Source organism: Streptomyces sp. NPDC054765 (assembly GCF_053612065.1).
In genome coordinates this window covers 48613-66946 of record NZ_JBSHBP010000034.1, presented here as the reverse complement: position 1 = coordinate 66946, position 18334 = coordinate 48613, and the positions used below count along the sequence as shown (strand labels likewise).

The 18334-nt window shown below is 69.3% G+C and carries 16 protein-coding genes and 1 pseudogene; 2 read left to right on the top strand and 15 right to left on the bottom strand.

Features of this window, described 5'->3' with window-relative positions; genetic code table 11:
* The first annotated feature begins 61 nt into the window (after window positions 1-61).
* Window positions 62-700: a molybdopterin-dependent oxidoreductase gene (locus tag ACWGJY_RS21695; RefSeq protein WP_453262462.1), complete on the top strand. Its 639-nt coding sequence runs from the start codon at window positions 62-64 to the stop codon at window positions 698-700.
* Window positions 701-833: 133 nt separating this feature from the next.
* Here the strand turns inward: ACWGJY_RS21695 and ACWGJY_RS21690 are convergent, their stop codons facing one another.
* The 9 genes from ACWGJY_RS21690 to ACWGJY_RS21650 all read right to left on the bottom strand — a co-directional run bounded on the left by ACWGJY_RS21690 (window position 834) and on the right by ACWGJY_RS21650 (window position 10939).
* Window positions 834-1490, bottom strand: a complete 657-nt coding sequence (locus ACWGJY_RS21690; protein WP_453262461.1) for a class I SAM-dependent methyltransferase — start codon at window positions 1488-1490, stop codon at window positions 834-836.
* A 302-nt stretch (window positions 1491-1792) separates the two neighbouring features.
* Window positions 1793-3757 carry a murein biosynthesis integral membrane protein MurJ gene (gene murJ, locus ACWGJY_RS21685; RefSeq protein WP_453262460.1) on the bottom strand — a complete coding sequence of 655 codons (1965 nt, stop codon included), beginning with the start codon at window positions 3755-3757 and terminating at the stop codon, window positions 1793-1795.
* 280 nt (window positions 3758-4037) lie between these two features.
* Window positions 4038-4472 carry an SRPBCC family protein gene (locus ACWGJY_RS21680; RefSeq protein ID WP_453262459.1) on the bottom strand — a complete coding sequence of 145 codons (435 nt, stop codon included), beginning with the start codon at window positions 4470-4472 and terminating at the stop codon, window positions 4038-4040.
* Window positions 4473-4572: 100 nt separating this feature from the next.
* On the bottom strand, window positions 4573-5610 hold the full coding sequence (locus ACWGJY_RS21675) for an alpha/beta hydrolase (RefSeq protein WP_453262458.1): 1038 nt from the start codon (window positions 5608-5610) through the stop codon (window positions 4573-4575).
* A 327-nt stretch (window positions 5611-5937) separates the two neighbouring features.
* Window positions 5938-6855, bottom strand: a complete 918-nt coding sequence (locus tag ACWGJY_RS21670) for an aldo/keto reductase (protein ID WP_453262457.1) — start codon at window positions 6853-6855, stop codon at window positions 5938-5940.
* Window positions 6827-7840: a helix-turn-helix transcriptional regulator gene (locus ACWGJY_RS21665; protein WP_453262456.1), complete on the bottom strand. Its 1014-nt coding sequence runs from the start codon at window positions 7838-7840 to the stop codon at window positions 6827-6829. The genes ACWGJY_RS21670 and ACWGJY_RS21665 overlap by 29 nt, the downstream gene beginning before the upstream one ends.
* Before the next feature lie 236 nt (window positions 7841-8076).
* A complete protein-coding gene (locus ACWGJY_RS21660) occupies window positions 8077-8838 on the bottom strand; it encodes an SDR family oxidoreductase (protein ID WP_453262455.1) in 762 nt (253 codons plus the stop codon).
* Window positions 8839-9190: 352 nt separating this feature from the next.
* A complete protein-coding gene (locus ACWGJY_RS21655; RefSeq protein WP_453262454.1) occupies window positions 9191-9739 on the bottom strand; it encodes an FABP family protein in 549 nt (182 codons plus the stop codon).
* A gap of 162 nt (window positions 9740-9901) precedes the next feature.
* Window positions 9902-10939 carry a LysR family transcriptional regulator gene (locus ACWGJY_RS21650; RefSeq protein ID WP_453262453.1) on the bottom strand — a complete coding sequence of 346 codons (1038 nt, stop codon included), beginning with the start codon at window positions 10937-10939 and terminating at the stop codon, window positions 9902-9904.
* Window positions 10940-11178: 239 nt separating this feature from the next.
* Here ACWGJY_RS21650 and ACWGJY_RS21645 point away from each other — a divergent pair, with 239 nt between their 5' ends.
* Window positions 11179-11934, top strand: coding sequence for a hypothetical protein (locus ACWGJY_RS21645; protein WP_453262452.1), 756 nt, complete (start codon window positions 11179-11181; stop codon window positions 11932-11934).
* 86 nt (window positions 11935-12020) lie between these two features.
* Here ACWGJY_RS21645 and ACWGJY_RS21640 read toward each other — a convergent pair whose 3' ends face one another.
* From ACWGJY_RS21640 to ACWGJY_RS21615, 6 genes and pseudogenes are all read right to left on the bottom strand, one after another.
* A complete protein-coding gene (locus ACWGJY_RS21640; protein ID WP_453262451.1) occupies window positions 12021-14426 on the bottom strand; it encodes an ATP-binding cassette domain-containing protein in 2406 nt (801 codons plus the stop codon).
* Window positions 14427-14604: 178 nt separating this feature from the next.
* Window positions 14605-14745, bottom strand: a complete 141-nt coding sequence (locus ACWGJY_RS21635) for a hypothetical protein (RefSeq protein ID WP_453262450.1) — start codon at window positions 14743-14745, stop codon at window positions 14605-14607.
* A 409-nt stretch (window positions 14746-15154) separates the two neighbouring features.
* Window positions 15155-15565, bottom strand: a complete 411-nt coding sequence (locus ACWGJY_RS21630) for a VOC family protein (protein ID WP_453262449.1) — start codon at window positions 15563-15565, stop codon at window positions 15155-15157.
* Between the two features lie 10 nt (window positions 15566-15575).
* Window positions 15576-16019 carry a helix-turn-helix transcriptional regulator gene (locus ACWGJY_RS21625; RefSeq protein ID WP_453262448.1) on the bottom strand — a complete coding sequence of 148 codons (444 nt, stop codon included), beginning with the start codon at window positions 16017-16019 and terminating at the stop codon, window positions 15576-15578.
* Window positions 16020-16358: 339 nt separating this feature from the next.
* Window positions 16359-17468 carry an acyltransferase family protein gene (locus ACWGJY_RS21620; protein ID WP_453262447.1) on the bottom strand — a complete coding sequence of 370 codons (1110 nt, stop codon included), beginning with the start codon at window positions 17466-17468 and terminating at the stop codon, window positions 16359-16361.
* 331 nt (window positions 17469-17799) lie between these two features.
* Window positions 17800-18321 (bottom strand): annotated as a pseudogene (locus ACWGJY_RS21615) (oxidoreductase); the annotation flags it as partial.
* Window positions 18322-18334: the final 13 nt, after the last annotated feature.

The window sequence follows — 18334 nt, the reverse complement described above, 5'->3', positions numbered from 1 at the left end:
GGAAGGCCGTAGAGGAGAATGCGTCCGATACCGCGCTGTCGATCAGCAGGGAGGATGACCGATGGGAAGTGACGATCCCGGCATGGGCGGCGGTCCGTACGCCACCGACGGGCTCCTCCCGCCTGGGCAGCGGCTGGCCCGGGGGTGGCCCGTCTCCCACTACGGCCCCGTCCCCAGATTCCGGCCCGACCGCTGGGACCTCAAAGTTTTCGGCGCCACCGCCTCGGGCGACAACCGCACCTGGACCCTCGACGAGTTCACGGCCCTGCCGGCCATCGAAGTCGTCGCCGATCTGCACTGTGCGTCAGGACCCACCACGATCGGCCACGAGTGGTTCGGCGTCGCTGCCACCACGCTGCTGGAGCTGGCGCCCCCCTCGCCCCACGCCACGCACGTCATGGCCTGGGCGGAGTACGGCTACAGCGCCAATATCCGGCTCAGCGACTTTGCCTCCCCCCAGACTCTCGTGGCCACCCACCACAACGGAGAATCGCTCACCGCCGAGCACGGCTTCCCCTTGCGCCTCGTCGTCCCGCACCTCTACAGCTACAAGGGCCCCAAATGGCTGCGCGGCCTCGAGTACATGACCGCCGACCGCCGAGGCTTCTGGGAAGAACGCGGTTACCACAACATCGGTGAGGCATGGCGCGGCCAGCGCCACTCCTACCAGGAGGAAGAGGGCGACGGGCCGCCTCTGTAGGCACACGACAGCCGACCCGGAGAATGCGCTCCGGTTCCCGCGCTCCAGTTCCCCTCAGCGGTCCCGGCCCGGTGCGGAAGGGTGTTCGCACCGCGGCTCGCACTGTTCGGCAGGCAGCGCGGTCCGGGATGCGCTACTGGCGATGCCATACGAGCGTGTAGCGCCAGAACAGTCGACGGCGCAGCCGTGCACCGGGCAGGGCGTCATGGGCCGCACTGACGATGTCGGAATAGGCCATGTCCGCCGGCCGGGTCAGGGCGGTCATCGAGACCGGCCGGGGTGCCTTGCGGCCCTTGTTCTTGAGCCAGCCCGTGGCGGCATTCAACGGGCTGGCGGCGGCGCCGAGCAGATAGTCTCCGGCGGTCCGCGCCCGGGAAAGCCCGACGACCACCAGGGTTCCTCCGGGGGCCAGGCGCCGCCGGAGGACGGTGAGCGCTTCGGTGAAGGGCAGATGGTGGAGGGTGGCGACGCAGGTGATGACGTCATAGGGACCGGCAGGGATCCCGGTCAGCGCGTCCGCGACCGTGAAGCTCACCGGGATTGCCGGAGGAGTCAGCTTCTGCGCCTGGGAGATGATCAACGGGTCGGAGTCGATTCCCTGGACCTCGTTGGCGCGTGTGGCCAGGAGCCGGGCCAGGTCACCGCTGCCGGAGCCGATGTCCAGCGCGCTGTCGAAGTGCCGGGGAAGCTGCCGCAGGATCCACCGGTGGTAGTGGGCGTTGTGGTCCCAGGGGTGGGCGGCATTGAACTGGTCGAGTGCTCGGAGGACTCGGTGCGGCAATGGTGTCATGCCGTCAGTCCACCAAGTCCCTGGGTCCTGCGACACCGCGGCGGGGAAGTTTCAGCCGAGTCGGAGTGGGCGGGACCATGCGTGTGCGGTCTGGGACGTAGCGTCTGACTGTACGGGGCAAGTTGCGCGCCGCGCCCTTCAGTCGCAACGTTCCCACACGGGTGATCTCCGAGCGGACGGCGAAGGGGCCTCAGTCAGCGAGTTGGGCCCGTCGACGCGGGAGGTGGACACGGCACCCATCGGGCACCGGAGCAGGCACAGTCGGCCACCACCCACCGCCCCCATTTTCCGCACCCGGAAACTCAGCGGCCGAGGCGTCCCCGGACCATCCCGACCATGGCGCTGAGTTCCGGCAGCCGCATGAAGTGGGCGATTGCCGCAAAGATGCCGAGCAGGACGCTCCCGCCGGCCAGCAGTGCCACGAGCGAGCCCGTGGCGCTGCTCCCGAGGGACCGGGTGACGACGTGGGCCACGCCTCCACCGGCCAGGGCAGCGGGGGCCGCGGCCGCGATCAGGCGCGTGTAGGTACGCAGTACACGCGAGCCGTCCAGTTCGCCGCCCAAACGCCTGCGCAGCCGGCGCCAGGCCACTCCCACACCGACCGCATAGGCCAGCCCGTAGGACGCGGCCATGCCGGCCACCGCCCAGCGGGGGGTGAGAACGGCGAAGGACAGTCCGGACGCGGCGGCGTTGACGACGGCGACGATGACGGTGTTGTAGAAGGGCGTGCGGGTGTCTTCGTAGGCGTAGAAGCCGCGCAGGATGACGTATTGCACGGAGTAGGGAACGAGTCCGAGGCCGAAGGCCATCAGGACGTAGCCGATGCCGCGGGCGCCCTCGGCGCCGGAGCCGGCGTAGAGGAGCGTGGCCATCGGTATGCCCAGTGCCAGGAAGGCGAAGGCGCAGGGCACGATGGCGACGGCTGAGGTCCGCAGGCCGTAGGAGATGTCGTCGCGGACCGCTGTCGAGTCCTCGTCCTGGGCCGAGCGGGAAATCCGCGGCAGTACCGCGGTCATCACCGAGACGGTGATGATGGCTTGCGGCATCTGCCACAGCAGCAGGGCGTAGTTGTAGGCGGTGATGCCGGAGCCGGTGTGCCCGGACCGTTCGGCCAGGGAGCCGGCTTTGGTGGCGAGTTGGGTGACGACGATCATGCCGAGTTGGTTGGCGAGGACGAACAGGAGCGTCCACTTGGCCAGGCCCAGGGCCTTGCCGAGGCCATGCCCCCGGAAGTCGAAACGCAAGCGGAGCCGGAAGCCGGCGTCGCGCAGATACGGGAGCATGGCAAGCGCCTGCACGGCCAAGCCGAGCAAGGTGCCGAGCCCCAGAAGCCGTACCCCGTCCGGGGTGATGGTGGAGGGGCGGACACCCGAGTCGGTGAAAGAGCCGAAAGCCCAGATGAAGCTGCTGAAGGCCGCGATGATGACGAGGTTGTTGAGAACCGGTGTCCACATCATCGCTCCGAAGCGGCCTCGGGCGTTGAGGATCTGTCCGAGCACCACATGGGCGCCCATGAAGAACATGGTGGGCAGGCAGTACCGGGCGAAAGCCACGGTGACGGCCCTGCGCTGCGGGTCGGCGGCGATGTCCGGCGACATCATGTGCACCAGGAGCGGAGCCGCCAGCACACACAGGGCCGTGACACCTGCCAGGACGACCACGACCAGAGTGAGCAGACGGTTGGCGTATGCCTCGCCACCGTCGTCGTCCTCCTTCATGGCTCGCACCAGTTGCGGAACGAAGACTGCGTTCAGCGCACCGCCGCCGACCAGGACATAAATCATCGTGGGCAGGACATTGGCGACCTGGTAGGAGTCGTTGAGCGTGCCGACACCGATCGCCGCAGCCATGACGAGAGTGCGGAGAAAACCGGTGATACGGGAGACGATCGTGCCCGCCGCCATCACGGCGCTCGACTTCATCAGGCTCGAAGAGCCCCCGGTCCGCTGCGCCTTGGGACTCGGCTCGGGAGCCTGCGTCGTGAGCGAACCGGGCAACTCACCGGTCTGGTTCCACCCACCTGGGCCGGCAGGGGGCTGCGGCACCGTCGTTCGCCCCGGCCGCAGGTCATCTGGCCCCGAGACGTCTGGAGACACCGGGGCCTGTGCCACCCCGTCATACTCGTACTCGTACTCGTACGCATACTCGTGGCGAGGCCTGGCCGCGTAGCCGTTGTCGGCGGGTGGACGACGCAGGGGGACCGTGTCGTCTGCCAGGAAGCTGTCCTGTCGCCCCCAGCCGTCATTCTGATCGTCCGGCGCCTTCATGCCTGCCCCCACCTGTCAGCCCCCGCCCTGCAACGGTCCGTCATCGTCCGGGACACTCTTTCACCCAGCCCGAGCGCCCCAACATGTCACCTGGTGAGCGCATCACGGAGACGGCACGACAGCCGGGTGACGGCACATCGGTCGGGAGAGGGCACGTCAGTCCCAGGCAACCCACCCGACTCAGGTAACCCACCCCGAATCCCGCAACTCCCGCAACTCCCCCAATTCCCGCGACTCCTCCAGATCCCGGAGCCATGTGCGAGGCAGCGGCGGCATCCCGTCAGGCGAAACAGCCGGTCAGGCCGCGCAGACCAGCGGCGAACACATCGTCCTTGAACGTCCCGGTCAGTTCTTCGGCGACGGCAGGAGCGCAGTCGAAGGTCAGGGTCCATTCGACGACGGATTCGCCGGTGCTGGTCAGCGGAATGACCCGCAGGGTGGAGCGGTAGTTCTGCACGGGATAGGGGGACCGGACGATGTCATAGGTGAGTGACCGTGAGTGGTCATCGAGGGCGACGAGGGTTTCCGAGACCTCCTCCCCCATGCGGAGCGTCAGGGTGCGTACGCTGCCGACGCGGTCGGGGGCGTCCCCGTCCCGCAGTGTGCTGTGCGTGACGCCGGGCTGCCAGGCGGGCAGGCCGTTGAAGTCCCGGATGAGGCGCCACACCGCGGTGGCGTCGGCGGGTATCACAGCGCTCGCACGTGTTTCGGGCACAGAAGTCCTCCGGATGAGTGGGGCCGTGGCGCGAGGGGGCCGGATGTGTGGCGCTCTCGTCGATGCGGGTCTGCCCGGTGACCGGGCACAACCGGTGGGGTTACGAGGTCTGTCCGGTCCGTGTCCGGGAGCCGACGGTGTTTTTGTCCAGCCACTCGAGGACCGGCTGCAGGGCTTGGTCGGAATTGGACTCGTAGATCAGGCCGTGGCCGTTGCCGTGGATGCCGTGGTCGGGCAGGTGGAGGTGTTGCGCGGCTGCGCCTGCTGTGGTGAGGAAGTCGACGATTGCCGGAGCGTAGGTGGCGAAGACCGCAGTTTCGCCGGTGACCACCGCAATCGGGATGCCGGTCAGGGCAGGGATGCGGAGGGTCGCGGGGTCGGCGGCGGCGACCTCGTCGGCGGTGGCGCGCGGTGGGTCGTAGGTGATCGGGGCTGCCGTCAGGCCCCAATGGAGCGTTCCGATGCCGTGGGTCTCGGCGAAGGGCGGCCCCATGGGTTCGACGCTGACGATGGCGGCGACGTGGCCGGGGCGCCGGTCGGCCAGCAGCCAGCCGTCGGGGCCGGAAGCGGAGTGGGTCATCACGATGGCGGGACCGATCCGGTCCAGGAGGCGGGCGAGCCGGTCGGCGTCCATCTCCTGAGAGGCGGCAAGGTCGGCAGGCAGTGGCCCGAACGGGGCGAGGAAGGCGTCCCAGGCATCGTCATCGGCCGGGTCGAACGGCCATTGGGTCTGTGCTTCGGCAGTCTCCGGCGGGAAGAAAACGCGCCGGCCCTCCTCGTAGGAGAACGGCGGGCCCATGGGGCCGATGATGTCGGAGTGGTACGGCGAGCGGCCGTGTCCGGGGCGGTCGACGACGAGGACCGCGTACCCGGCCTCGACCAGGCGCTGAGCCCAGCCGGGCCGTCCGTCCGGGGTGTCGAGCCACTCGGTGCCTTGGAGGGTTCCACCGTGTACGAGGACGACGGGGTGGGGCTGCGTCACCTTCTCCGGGGCCTCCCAGGCGACGAACATCGGCCCGCGCTGGTAGGTGCCGTGGTCACCGGTGACACATTCGCCCGGGATCCAGAAGTGCCCGCGGCGTGAGGTCCTGACAGGTGTGCCGGCCCAGAAGGGCTGGGGTGCCGTGTGAGGAGACATGAGACCTTCTCGTTCGTCAGTTGTTGAGTGGGTGCGGAGGGGAAGGGGAGGGGAAGGGGCGGCATCGGGGTTCGGCCCGCACGGGCCGCCGCATGCGCGGATGGCGGCGAAGCCTTGGGCTGCTCGGAACGCTGCTCGGAGCATTGATGGGAGCACTGATGGGAGCACTGGTGGGAACGCTGACCGGAAGGCTGGTGGGAATGCCGTTCGGCGGCTCTGCGGCAGACTCGGCGGCAGTGCACTGCGGCAGGCCCTGTCGTGCAGGACACGCCCGCGGGCAACCCGCGGACAATTGGGGAGCAACGCGCGGGCAGAGTTGACCGGCGCTTACGGCGCCGCTTGCCAGGCCTTCGTGAGCGTGGTGATCTCGTCCGCGTCGAGCGTGAGTTGGGCGGCGGCGAGGTCTTCCTCAAGGTGGGCGACGCGGGAAGTCCCCGGAATGGGCAGCATGGTGTCGCTGCGGGCCAGCAGCCAGGACAGTGCCACCTGCCCCGGTGTGGCGTCGTGGCGGCGGGCGAGGCGGTCCACCGGCCCGCCCGGCCGGGCGAGTTCCCCGGCGGATACGGGTGCCCACGGCATGAAACCGATGCCGTCGCGGGCGCAGTACTCCAAGACGTCCTCGCTGGAGCGGTCGGTGAGGTTGTAGCGGTTCTGGACGGTGGCGATCGAGGCGATCCGCCGTGCCCGCTCGATCTGGCCGATGGTCACCTGAGACAGGCCGATCGCCACGATTTTGCCCTCGTCCTGGAGGTTCTTCAGCTCGCCGACCTGTTCCTCCAGCGGAACCTTCGGGTCGACTCGGTGCAGCTGGAACAGGTCGATGTGGTCCAGGCCGAGCCGTCGCAGGCTCATCTCGGCTTCCTGCCGCAGGTATTCGGGACGTCCCACGGGGGGCCAGGCTCGGGGGCCGAGCCGTACCGGGCCCTGTGCCGTGTCGATGACGTCGGGGCCGTTGCGGGTCAGCCCGGCCTTGGTGGCGATCAAGACGTCGTCGGGGTAGGGGTGGACGGCCTCTCGGATGATCTCCTCGCTGATGTAGGGGCCGTAGGAGTCGGCGGTGTCGATCAGCTGGACGCCGAGTTCCAGAGCCCGGCGCACCACCCGGATGCACTCGGCGCGGTCGTCCGGCTCGCCCCAGATACCGCGTCCGGTCAGCCGCATCGCGCCGAAGCCGAGCCGGGCCACCTTCTTCCCGGCGATTTCGAAGGTGCCGGAGTCATGCGCGATCGGTGTGCTGGTCGTCATGGCCAAATGCCTCATTCTCTTCGGCGGTTGTCGGGGGCGTCCGGCGTGTCCGAGCCGTGACGTCCTGGGGCGGCCGGTGCGGTGAGCCGTGCGGTGTGCCGGGCCGTGTGCCGTGTGCCGGGCCGTGCGGTGGGCCGTGTGCCGGGCCGTGCGGTGGGCCGTCGGCGGTCCGGTCCGCGGCGAGCGAGCGCAGCAGGCTCAGGGCGTCGGCGCTGGGACTGCCGGGCTGGGCGGAGTAGACGAACAGCTGCTGGCCGGGAGCGCCGGTGACGGTGAACGCTTGGTAGTGCAGACGGAGTTCACCGACCTGTGGATGCCACAGGCGCTTGTCCTCGCTGGTGCGGGGCCGCACCTCGTAGCGGGCCCAAAGCGTGGCGAACGCCGGACTGTGCCGCGACATCTGCCCGATGACCTCGGTCACGCGTGGATCGTCGGGGAACGGGGACGACAGTGCCCGCAGATTTCCGACGACTCCTCGCGCGGCATGGTCCCAGTCGAGGTAGAACTCCCGGGCTGCCGGGTCCAGGAAGATCATCCGCTGAAGATTGTCCATGGCCGCGAAGCCGCAGTACAGCTGGCGGGCCATCGGATTGGCAGCCAGGATGTCCAGGGCCGGGCTCACCACACATGCCGGAACGTCCATGAAGTGGTTCATCAGCTGCGCCAGTTGCGGACTCACCTCCGCCGCGGGGGCGGACGGGGCGCTCTGCGGTGCCGGCAGACCAAGCCGGAACAGATGCGCTGCCGCGGCTTCATCCAGACGCAGGGCACGGGCGAGTGCGTCCAGCACCTGTTCCGAAGGACGACGCTCACGTCCCTGCTCGAGCCGCATGTAGTAGTCGGTACTCACGCCGGCCAGGAGCGCGACTTCCTCGCGCCGCAGCCCCTTTACCCGGCGCACGGTGTGCGATACGAGTCCCACCGCATCCGGGGAGACCACATCACGGCAGGCGCGCAAGAATTCACCCAGGTCGTTCGTGTTCATGCGCTTCACGCTAGCCCCGCACACGCGGATGAACGTGGGTGCCGTGCACCCACCCTGCTCGGGCGACGACGCGGTGAGGCGTACGGAGGACTGCCGGCTCGTCGCGTCGGCGGGGGCGGCCACGGCCCAGGCTGCCGCACGCGACGTCCGCAGTTCGTCGGTGTCAGGCCGCAAGCACGCACACCAAGTCACCAAGTCACCAAGTCACCAAGTCACCAAGTCACCAAGTCACCAAGTCAATGGGAGATGAGCTGCTGGCCGCCGTCAATGTCGTACGTCCCGCCGGTGAGCGCGTCGTTGCACATGAGGTGTACGGCCAGAGCGGCGACGTCGGCCGGGGCGACGACCCGTCGGATGGGCAGCGTGGCGCGCAACTCCTTGCGCCGGGCATCGAGCTGGTCACCGAGGAGCGAGGCCGACAGGGGCGTGTCGACGAATCCGGCAGCGATGAGGTTCACCCGGATCGGCGCCAGTTCGAGTGCCAGGTTGGCGATGAGGGCGGGCAGAGCCGCGGTGAGGGCGGACATGACGGTCAGGCCGACACCGGGGTGCCGAGCGCCGGTGCCGCCGATGAACACCAGCGTGCCTCCGGCTCGGACCTTGTCACGGCTGTAGAGGGCAACCCCGAGGGTCATGGCCAGGCGTTGGTCGAAGTCGCGGCGGGCGGCGGCGAGGTCCATGTCTGCCAAGGGCAGGTAGGAGGGGCCGCCGGCCGTGACCATCACATGGTCGACCGGGCCGGGCAGATCCTGGAAGAACTGCTCAAGACTGTCGGTGTCGGTGGCGTCGAACGCTGCGGTACTCAGCGGGTGGAGCTCGCGCGCGGCTTGCTGTAGCCGTTCGGGGTTGCGTCCGACCAGGACCAACCGGCCGCCGCCTGCGCGTACCTGGCGGGCGGTTTCGAGTCCGATACCCGCGCCGGCGCCGATCACCACAACGGTCTGGTCGGCGAGGTCAGGCCGACCGGGGGTGCCGGGAACACGGGGCGCGGCCGTCATGACCAAGCGCCGCCGAGAGCTGTTACAGCGCATATGTCACATACGTCACTGTCGTAGTTCAGGGTGCTGCCCGCCATGCGCACCTCCGGGTCCCGGTCTCTGGTCCCATACTCGCGCTTCGGGCCGCTGATCGCCTGTCGGCCAACTCAGCCGCCTGCTTCCCCAGGAACGGCGGCCTTGACCGTGGTCATTGGACCGCGAGGAGGGAGTTTTGCGGGCCCACGGCCACGGCCACGGCCACGGCCACGGCCACGGGCCTACATGCGGGCTTCGCCTCGTTCAGGGGCTGAGCCGCCACACCACGGCTCGGAAGTCAGCTCCGCACCGGCACACGTGCCGCACCTGGCGTGGCCTAGCTTCTGGCCTGGCGTCGAAGCCGTGCCGAAAGGTGGTGTTGCAGCGGCTGACCGACCGCCGCGAGATCATGGACGAAGTCGAGCGTGTCCTCGTCGGTCAGGGTGTAGCGGCGGCGGGTGGCGCTGACCTCCTTGGCGGTGGGAGCGAGAGCCACCTCATGGGTGGTCAGGTCGACCGCGCCGTCAACGGCCCGGCCGACCGAGATTTCCGCGATGCCGGTGGGCTGGGTGATCAATGCCTCCACCCGTCCGTCGGGCTGCAGCCGCCACCAGCCGCTCTCCCGCGCCGACGGCCGCAGCGGGGCGCCATCCGCGTCGAGCAGCCAGGCGCACGCCTCATAGCGGAGAAAGGGCCGCCCGTCATGGCTGAAGGTGACCTCCTGCGCGTACACGAACTCCTCGGCGAGCGTCGGGTACCCACCACGCCCCCGGCCGGCCCAGGTGCCCAGGAATCCGGTCAGCGGCGCGAGCAGTGTGTGCGGCGCAGGCGCTTCGTCCGGTCGCAGGGCGTCGGGATACGGGGGCTTCTGGGCGTGGTCGAACATGAGGGGTGCTCCTGGGTCGAGGCGGGTGCCGGGTGGCAGCCTAGGCCTCTTGCTCGGCTTCTTGCTCGGCTTCTTGCTCGGCTTCTTGCTCGGCTTCTTGCTCGGCTTCTTGCTCGGCTTCTTGCTCGGCTTCTTGCTCACGAGCAGGGCTGACACTCATGATCAATGCGCCTGGGGAGCGTCCGGCCGGTTCCACGGGCCGCCCGGCTTGCGGCGGGGAGCCGGCGGTGGGGGCCCGTCGGAGGGATCGTGCAGCGGGCGGACGATGATGTCTCCGTTCGTGTGCCCGGCAACGGTCACCGCCTCGGCATGGTCGCGGGCCGCCTGCCGCAGCGCGTCGACCGCCGCCCTGGCCGCAGCGGCGGTGCCGCCGTGACCGGTGCGGTAGAGCGTCCGTGTGATCTGGCTGCCGGTGACGGTCAGCGTGGTCACCGTGACCTGGTCGAGCTGGGCGGCAAGGTAGGCGGGCAGGATCGCGGCACCGATCCGCGCGGCCAGCAGCGCCTGTACGGCGATCATGTGGTCGGCGAGGTGCTCGGCCGAAGGCGTCACGCCATGGCCGCTCGCGAACCGGGCGAAGGCACGACCGCGAGCGGAGTGCGCGGGAGCGCTGATCCACGGGCGGCCCGAGAGGTCGGCGGCGGTGCCCGGCGTGTCCCAGGCAGCCGGGACGACCACGCGGTACTCGTCCTCGCTCAGTACCTTTGCCCGCACCGAGGGCGGCAGTGGCAAGGCGGTGTCCCGGTCGTCGATGAGGACCAGGACGTCCAACTCCCCCAGCCGCAGCTGCCGTAGACCGTCCGTCATCCCGGCTTCCACGAACCTCGGCTCGATCTGCGGATACGACCGGGCGAGCAGTCGCAGCACCTGGCCGGCTACTCGGGCGAGAACCCAGGACGTCGCACCGATCGCCACCGGTCCCTGGACGACCTGCTCATTCTCGGCGCTCAACTGCTGGGCGGCGACGGCAAGTTCCTGTCCGATGCGTTCGCCGGTGGCGGCGAGCAGCCTTCCGGCGGTGGTGAGTTCCAGTCGTGCCCCCGAACGGTCGACCAGCGGTATGCCGACTTCCCGTTCCAGGCTTGCCAGTTGCTGTGACACCGCCGAACGCGTGTGACCGAGCACCCGCGCCGCCGACGCGAGACCGCCGCTCTGCGCGATCGCGTGCAGGACCAGCAGACGCCTGGGGTCAAGGTCCATGTGCGCCGCCCTCCTCCACGTCGGACGACATCGTGCCACGGGTGCCGGTGCGCGAACGCCGGCTCTCCTGTCATAGACGCCAGTTCTCCTGTCATGGGGGGCAAGCACCGCTGCGCGAAGGGGCTGCCTCGCGCCCTGCCGGCTGCCAGACTGGCCCGCACCCCCAGGGCTTCGGCCGGCATCCGCCCTGGGACCCCCTGCCCGAAACCGGGTCAAGCCCGCTCATGAGGAGGCCGCAGATGGCACGTTCCGTCCCGCAGCGCATCCACACGTCGGCCGCTGTCACCGTGACCGTGGTCTGCGCAGCCCTGATATCGGCCTGCGGACCTTCCCCCCGCCCCCCGGCCCGGACCCCTGCCACGCCTGACGCCCGGAGCGGTGTCCCCGCCACCGGCGGCGGACCGGCCGGCGGCGGCGGGGCCGGCGACGTCTCGTACGCGCTCAGCGCTCCGCAGGTCGCCGCCGGCTACTCGCAGGGGCAGCCCCCGGCCGACCTGGTACAGAAGGTCAATGGCGACACACAGCACATTGCCCCGCGTCTCGGCGTGTCCGGCACACCGGTCCACGCCTTCTACGACGACCGCGCGGACGGCGCGTGGATCTTCTACACCGGCGTCACCGGCACCGGCTTCGACCCCGACCGCCTGCACGGCATCCTCGACCAGGCCCCGGCCGTCCACGACGACGGTGCCGGTGACCGGTTCAGCACCAGCGCCCTGGACGCCGACCCTGGCCCGCACGGCGGCCGGGCGATCTGCAACACCGTCCTGGTCCGGAACGCCATGCTCACCACCGCGGTGACCACGTGCTCCTGGTTCACCCCGACCACCGCCGCCGGCATCACCGTCGTCCTCAAGGGCGACGGCACCAACACCAAGGTCGGTTTCACCGCCGCCGATGTCGCCCCGGTCATGCGGGCGGTCCGCGCCGACGTCGAACAGCCGCAGCAGTTGCGCAGCGGGAGCGGGACCGGGAGCCGGAGCGGGAGCAGTTGAACCGGCGTTCGATGCCGGGCCGCGCGTGGTGGTCCAGGCGCCGCCGGGATCACGGCCGCCGTGGGCGTCTCGGTCAAGGACCTCGGTCAGGCGCCGACGTAGCCCGCGAGGTGCTCGCCGGTGAGGGTGGAGCGGGCGGCGACAAGGTCGGCGGGGGTGCCCTCGAAGACGATCCGGCCGCCGTCATGGCCGGCGCCGGGGCCGAGGTCGATGATCCAGTCGGCGTGCGCCATGACCGCCTGATGGTGCTCGATGACGATGACCGACTTGCCGGAGTCGACGAGCCGGTCGAGCAGCCCGAGCAGCTGCTCGACGTCGGCGAGGTGGAGGCCGGTGGTCGGCTCGTCGAGGATGTAGACGCCGCCCTTCTCGACCAGGTGAGCGGCCAGCTTGAGCCGCTGCCGCTCGCCACCGGACAGTGTGGTGAGCGGCTGACCGAGGCGGAGGTAGCCGAGCCCGACGTCGGCGAGCCGACCGAGGACACGGTGCGCGGCCGGCGTGCGCGCCTCGCCGGCGCCAAAGAATTCCTCGGCCTCCGCCACCGACATCGCGAGCACCTCGCTGATGTCGCGCCCGCCGAGGTGATGGTCCAGCACCGAGGCGTGAAACCGCTTCCCCTCGCACTCCTCGCAGGGGCTGGCGACGCCGGCCATCATCGCCAGGTCGGTGTAGATGACGCCGACGCCGTTGCAGGTGGGACAGGCGCCCTCGGAGTTGGCGCTGAACAGCCCCGGCTTCACACCGTTGGCCTTCGCGAACGCCTTACGGATCGGGTCGAGCAGTCCGGTGTACGTCGCCGGGTTGCTCCGCCGCGAGCCGCGGATCGCGCCCTGGTCGATCGACACCACACCCTCGCCCGCGGCCCCTGACTGGTGCGGCAGCGACCCGTGCACGAGCGAGCTCTTGCCGGAGCCGGCGACGCCGGTGATGACGGCCAGCACCCCGAGCGGGATGTCGACGTTGACGTCGCGCAGGTTGTGCGTCGTCGCGCCGCGGATCTCCAGCGCGCCGGTGGGCTTGCGCACCGTCTCCTTGAGGGCGGCCCGGTCGTCGAAGTGACGGCCGGTGATGGTGCCGCCGGCCCGCAGCCCCTCGACGGTGCCCTCGAAGCAGACGGTGCCGCCCTCCGTACCGGCGCCGGGGCCGAGGTCGACGATGTGGTCGGCGATCGCGATCGTCTCCGGCTTGTGCTCCACGACGAGCACCGTGTTGCCCTTGTCCCGCAGCCGCAGCAGCAGGTCGTTCATCCGCTGGATGTCATGGGGGTGCAGACCCGTGGTGGGCTCGTCGAAGACATAGGTGGTGTCGGTGAGCGAGGAGCCGAGGTGACGGATCATCTTGACGCGCTGCGCCTCGCCGCCCGACAGCGTGCCCGACGGCCGGTCGAGCGAGAGGTAGCCGAGGCCGATCTCCACGAACGAGTCGAGCGTCTGCAGCAGCGCGGCGAGCAGTGGCGCCACCGACGGCTCGTCGAGGCCGCGGACCCAATCGGCCAGGTCGCTGATCTGCATCGCGCAGGCGTCGGCGATGTTGAACCCGCCGATCCGCGACGACCGGGCCGCCTCGCTGAGCCGGGTGCCGCCGCACTCGGGACAGCCGGTGAAGGTGACCGCCCGGTCCACGAACTCCCGGATGTGCGGCTGCAACGCCTCCCGGTCCTTGGAGAGGAACGACTTCTGGATCTTGGGGATCAACCCCTCGTAGGTGAGGTTCACGCCCTCGACCTTCACCTTGGTCGGCTCCCGGTAGAGGAAGTCCTGCATCTCCTTCTTGGTGTACTTACGAATCGGCTTGTCCGGGTCGAGGAGGCCCGACTCGGCATAGACCCGCACGGTCCAGAAGCTGTCCGACTTCCAGCCGGGTATGGTGAACGCGCCCTCGGCGATCGACTTGGAGTCGTCGTAGAGCTGGGTGAGGTCGATGTCGGAGACCGTGCCCCGGCCTTCACAGCGCGGACACATGCCGCCGGTGCGGGTGAAGGTCTGTTTCACGGTCTTGCGGGCACCGCGTTCAACCGTGATCGCACCGCTCGCCCGGACCGAGGGGACGTTGAAGGCGAAGGCGTTGGGCGAGCCGATGTGCGGCTGCCCGAGCCGGCTGAAGAGGATGCGCAGCATCGCGTTGGCGTCGGTGGCGGTGCCCACCGTGGAACGGGCGTCGGCGCCCATCCGCTGCTGGTCGACGATGATCGCGGTCGTCAGCCCTTCGAGGACGTCGACCTCGGGTCGCGCCAGTGTGGGCATGAATCCCTGCACGAAGGCGCTGTAGGTCTCGTTGATCAGCCGCTGCGACTCCCCGGCGATCGTGTGGAACACCAGTGAGCTCTTGCCCGAGCCGGATACGCCCGTGAACACCGTCAGCCGGCGCTTCGGGATCTCGATGCTGACGTCCTTGAGGTTGTTCTCGCGGGCGCCGTGCACGCGGATCAGATCGTGGCTGTCGGCAACGTGCAGCGCAGGCGACGGCGTGTCCGTCCTCGTGGCCTTGCTCATCGTGTCTCCATCTGTGAGGCGGGACCGCCTTCGCGGCCTCCGTCGGTGTCGCCTGGCTCGATCCGGCCGGCTTCGAGCGTAACGTCTGGTTCTCCCGTGCCGACGCGGTCGTGGCAACGGTCGCTGTGGACCGATCGGACCGACGGTGCCGGCCGGGGTGGCACGCCCGGCCCAGGCATCAGATCAGCCGACGGCCGGCGCGCATCGGCTCGTGGTCGGGCAGCTGGTTCACCTCGCGCCGGCCTGGATGCGGCGCGGGCGGATGCGCGGGTGGATGCGCGGGGGGATGCGGGCGGATGCGGAACCAGCGGTACGGCATGGCCGACGCATACGACGCGAAGCCGGTGCGGCAAGGCCCTGGGGCGAGAGGGGCGAGGGCCCCTGGCCCGGGAGCGAGGCATCCGCACTCCCCGGCCCTGAAGCAGCCCGATGACGTTGCCCTCGGGGGCGGTGCCACCGGGGCCGGTGACACCGAAGGCAGTGCCATGGAGGTCGGTGCCATGGAGGGCAGTGCCATGGAGGGCAGTGCCATGGAGGGCAGTGCCGGTGGCCACCGGGCAGCCGCCACCGGCCTCGTACGCAGGCTCCTTCACGGCGCCGCTGTGCGTACACGGCGCGGCCGCGCATACACGGTGCCGCTGCGCATTCACAGTGCCTGCGCCATGCGCCTGCGCTATGTGCCTCCACCGTGCCGTCCGCGCAGGTCAGAGCTGTGCTCGCCGGACGTCTCAGCGGACCTCGTTGATGCGGATCAAGTTGCCCGCGGGATCGCGGAAGGCACAGTCACGAACGCCGTACGGCTGCTGGGTCGGCTCCTGGACGACTTCGGCATCGGTGGCCTGCAGCCGAGCGAAGGTGCCGTCGAGGTCGGCGGTGGCCAGGATGACGCGGGCGTAGCTGCCCTTGGCCATCATCTCTGTGATGGTGCGGCGCTCGTCCTCGGTGATACCGGGGTCGGCGGCCGGCGGCTCCAGGACGATGGACGTGCCGGGCTGGCCAGCCGGGCCGACCGTGATCCAGCGCATTTTGCCGTACGCGACGTCGTTGCGGACTTCGAAGCCGAGAATGTCGCGATAGAAGGCCAGGGATGCGTCCGGGTCGTGGTGCGGGAGGAAAGTGGTGTGAATCGTGAGGTCCATGACGGTCACGCTAGCTCCGGCCCGGTGACCGCGCTTCTCGATTCCTGATCGGTCTGGTCACCTGCTTCGCCACGCACGACGGGATCCCCGCCGTCGCGCCCGCCGCGTGGCGCCGGTAGGCGCTGGGCGGCATACCGACCAGTTCGGTGAAGCGAGTGCTGAAGGTGCCGAGTGACGAGCAGCCGACCGCGAAACAGACCTCGGTGACGCTGAGGTCGCCACGGCGGAGCAGTGCCATCGCACGCTCGATGCGCCGTGTCATGAGGTAGCCGTACGGCGACTCACCGTAGGCGAGCCGGAACTCGCGGCTGAGATGTCCGGCCGACATGTGCTCGCCGCGGGCGAGCGCCTCGACGTCCAGCGGCTGTACGTAGTCCCGGTCGATCCGGTCGCGGACGCGGCGCAGCCGCGCGAGGTCGCGCAGGCGCTGTGCGGCCGTGGGTTTGCTGGTCACATTCGAGATCGTGCCACGGAACGACGTGTTCGTCCTCGCGCAGGATCTGCTCGGCAGGCCCCGGGGCACCATCCGCGCCACCGCCCCCACGGCGCGTCTCGACAAAGAACGCGAGGCCGAGGACGGCTTCGACGGAACATGGGTCGCCCACCCCCGGCTCGTTGCTCCTCGGCACCGCTCGATCGACCAGATCACTCAACGGACCGAGGCACCCGGTCAACCGAGGCACCCGGTCAACTGGCCAACCCGGAAGAAGCTTGACCTGGGCGTATTGATCACGACCGTGCTGGGTCACCTTGCTCGTGTCGGTCGTGTTGTTGGTCGTGTTGTTGGTGTTGGTCATGTTGGTCGTGCTGACGCCGCACCCGTGGTAGTCGCCGATCGGTCCCGGGGGCTCATCCCACGCGTGAGGTGGTGCCGCAGCACGCGGCCGAGAGGGCCGTCGACCATGCGGTAGAGGACAGCCGACAGGAACAGGGAGAAGGCGACGGCTATCGCCATCGACGGCAGGACGCCGAGTACGGGGACCGCCCGCAGCAACCCCTTGGCCACCGGTATGCCGATGCTCTGGTGCACCAGGTAGAAGGGGTAAGTGAGTGCGCCGGCGGTCACCAGCCACCGCCACTGGACTCGGGCGAGCGAACCGAATCCGGAAAGCGCGAGAACGACGAGGAAGGAGGTGAGCACCGCGGCGCAGACGGTCCAGGAGAGTGCGCCCCCTTCGGCGGGGTGCACGGCGTGGCCGGCCACCCGGTCGTTGAGCAACGTGAGTTCGTAGCACCAGGCGAACCCGGCCAGCAGCCACAACACGAGGTTCTGTCCGAACCGGTGCATCAGGTAGAGGGCTATTCCTGTGATGAAGAGGCCCGCGTACTGGCTGATGAAGAACTCGTCGAGTACGGCCGAGTGGAGTTCGCGGGTGACGACCGCGAGCGTGAGCCAGGTCCCGCAGAAAGCAATCATGCGGCGATAGGTGATCCCGAAGAACAGCATGACCGCCATCAGCAGGTAGAAGCGGGCCTCCACCCAGAGCGTCCAGGCAACTCCGTCGATCAAATCGACCCCCAGCGGTCCCGGGAGCATCGTCAGGTTTCCCAGAATCGTCCGGAAGTCGATCGGTGTGGCGGCCTGCAGATGGGTGAGCCGGGCGGTCAGAACCAACCCTATGACCATCAGAACTGCGCACCAGTACGACGGGAACAGCCGGGAGACACGGGAGACGACGAACTGCACGGGGGTCCGCCCCCAGCAGCTCATGCAGATGACGAATCCGCTGATCATGAAGAAGAACTCCACGCCCAGCCAACCGTAACGACTGACCTCGTGCAGCACCGGAGCGAAGTGCCTCGGGTCGTTGTCGCCCCAGAAGCGAGGAGTCGTCGTACCCAGGTAGTGGAAGGCAGCCACCGCGACGGCAGCCAAGAGGCGCAGTCCGTCAATGGCGGCCAAGCGCGTCCCTCCGGCCGGCCTACCCGGCGTCCGCTCGCCTCTCCCTCGTGCGGGAACCTCGCCGAGGCGGGGTCTGTTCCGGACGGGAAGCGGCGAACTGCTTTGGGGCACGGTGGGTCCTCCAGATCGCGTGGCGAGGGTCGGCAAGCAATGGATCCGATGACTATACTCGGCATGTATACATGCAAAGCATAGGAGGCTGTCGATCAGCGTGGGGCCGCCCGGTCACGTCCCGGCTTGACGCTCAGGTGAGGCACAAAGTCCCGTCTGCCTCCGGGCGAACGACGGGACTTTGAAGACGGGCCCTGAGTGAAGCGGGTGCCGTGCGGCGTCAGCTCAGCGTACGCAGCATCGAGGTCTGGAACGGCAGGAGTTCGCCGGTGCGGCCTGCCACGACCTTGGCGGCCCACTCCGGGTCGCCGAGCAGGGCCCGCCCGACGGCGACGAGGTCGAACTCGTCACGTTCCATCCGGTCCAGCAGCCGGTAGATACCGGTGACGCCCGCCTGCTCGCCCTTGAACGCCGCGGTGAATTCGTTGTCCAGACCGACGGAGCCAACGGTGACCGTCGGCCGGCCGGAGAGCTTCTTGACCCACCCGGCGAGGTTGAGGTCCGAGTCCTCGTACTCCGGCAGCCAGTAGCGGCGCGTCGAGCAGTGGAAGGCGCTGACGCCCGCATCGCTGAGCGGCGTCACGACCTCATTGAGTTCTTCGGGGCTGTCGGCGAGCCGCGCCCGGTAGTCGCTCATCTTCCACTGGGACATCCGGAAGAAGATCGGGAAGTCCGGCGAGACCGCTTCCCGGCAGGCCGCCACGATCTCGGCGGCGAAGCGTGTACGGGCGGTGAGACTGCCGCACTTCCCCGGC

Excerpts from the sequence above, each read along its gene's own strand:
- ACWGJY_RS21650 (WP_453262453.1), bottom strand. The coding sequence starts at position 10,939 with ATGGACCTTGACCCCAGGCGTCTGCTGGTCCTGCACGCGATCGCGCAG.
- ACWGJY_RS21660 (WP_453262455.1), bottom strand. The coding sequence starts at position 8,838 with ATGACGGCCGCGCCCCGTGTTCCCGGCACCCCCGGTCGGCCTGACCTC.
- murJ (WP_453262460.1), bottom strand. The coding sequence starts at position 3,757 with ATGAAGGCGCCGGACGATCAGAATGACGGCTGGGGGCGACAGGACAGC.
- ACWGJY_RS21675 (WP_453262458.1), bottom strand. The coding sequence starts at position 5,610 with ATGTCTCCTCACACGGCACCCCAGCCCTTCTGGGCCGGCACACCTGTC.
- ACWGJY_RS21635 (WP_453262450.1), bottom strand. The coding sequence starts at position 14,745 with ATGCCGTACCGCTGGTTCCGCATCCGCCCGCATCCCCCCGCGCATCCA.
- ACWGJY_RS21690 (WP_453262461.1), bottom strand. The coding sequence starts at position 1,490 with ATGACACCATTGCCGCACCGAGTCCTCCGAGCACTCGACCAGTTCAAT.
- ACWGJY_RS21640 (WP_453262451.1), bottom strand. The coding sequence starts at position 14,426 with ATGAGCAAGGCCACGAGGACGGACACGCCGTCGCCTGCGCTGCACGTT.
- ACWGJY_RS21630 (WP_453262449.1), bottom strand. The coding sequence starts at position 15,565 with ATGGACCTCACGATTCACACCACTTTCCTCCCGCACCACGACCCGGAC.
- ACWGJY_RS21695 (WP_453262462.1), top strand. The coding sequence starts at position 62 with ATGGGAAGTGACGATCCCGGCATGGGCGGCGGTCCGTACGCCACCGAC.
- ACWGJY_RS21655 (WP_453262454.1), bottom strand. The coding sequence starts at position 9,739 with ATGTTCGACCACGCCCAGAAGCCCCCGTATCCCGACGCCCTGCGACCG.
- ACWGJY_RS21665 (WP_453262456.1), bottom strand. The coding sequence starts at position 7,840 with ATGAACACGAACGACCTGGGTGAATTCTTGCGCGCCTGCCGTGATGTG.
- ACWGJY_RS21670 (WP_453262457.1), bottom strand. The coding sequence starts at position 6,855 with ATGACGACCAGCACACCGATCGCGCATGACTCCGGCACCTTCGAAATC.
- ACWGJY_RS21645 (WP_453262452.1), top strand. The coding sequence starts at position 11,179 with ATGGCACGTTCCGTCCCGCAGCGCATCCACACGTCGGCCGCTGTCACC.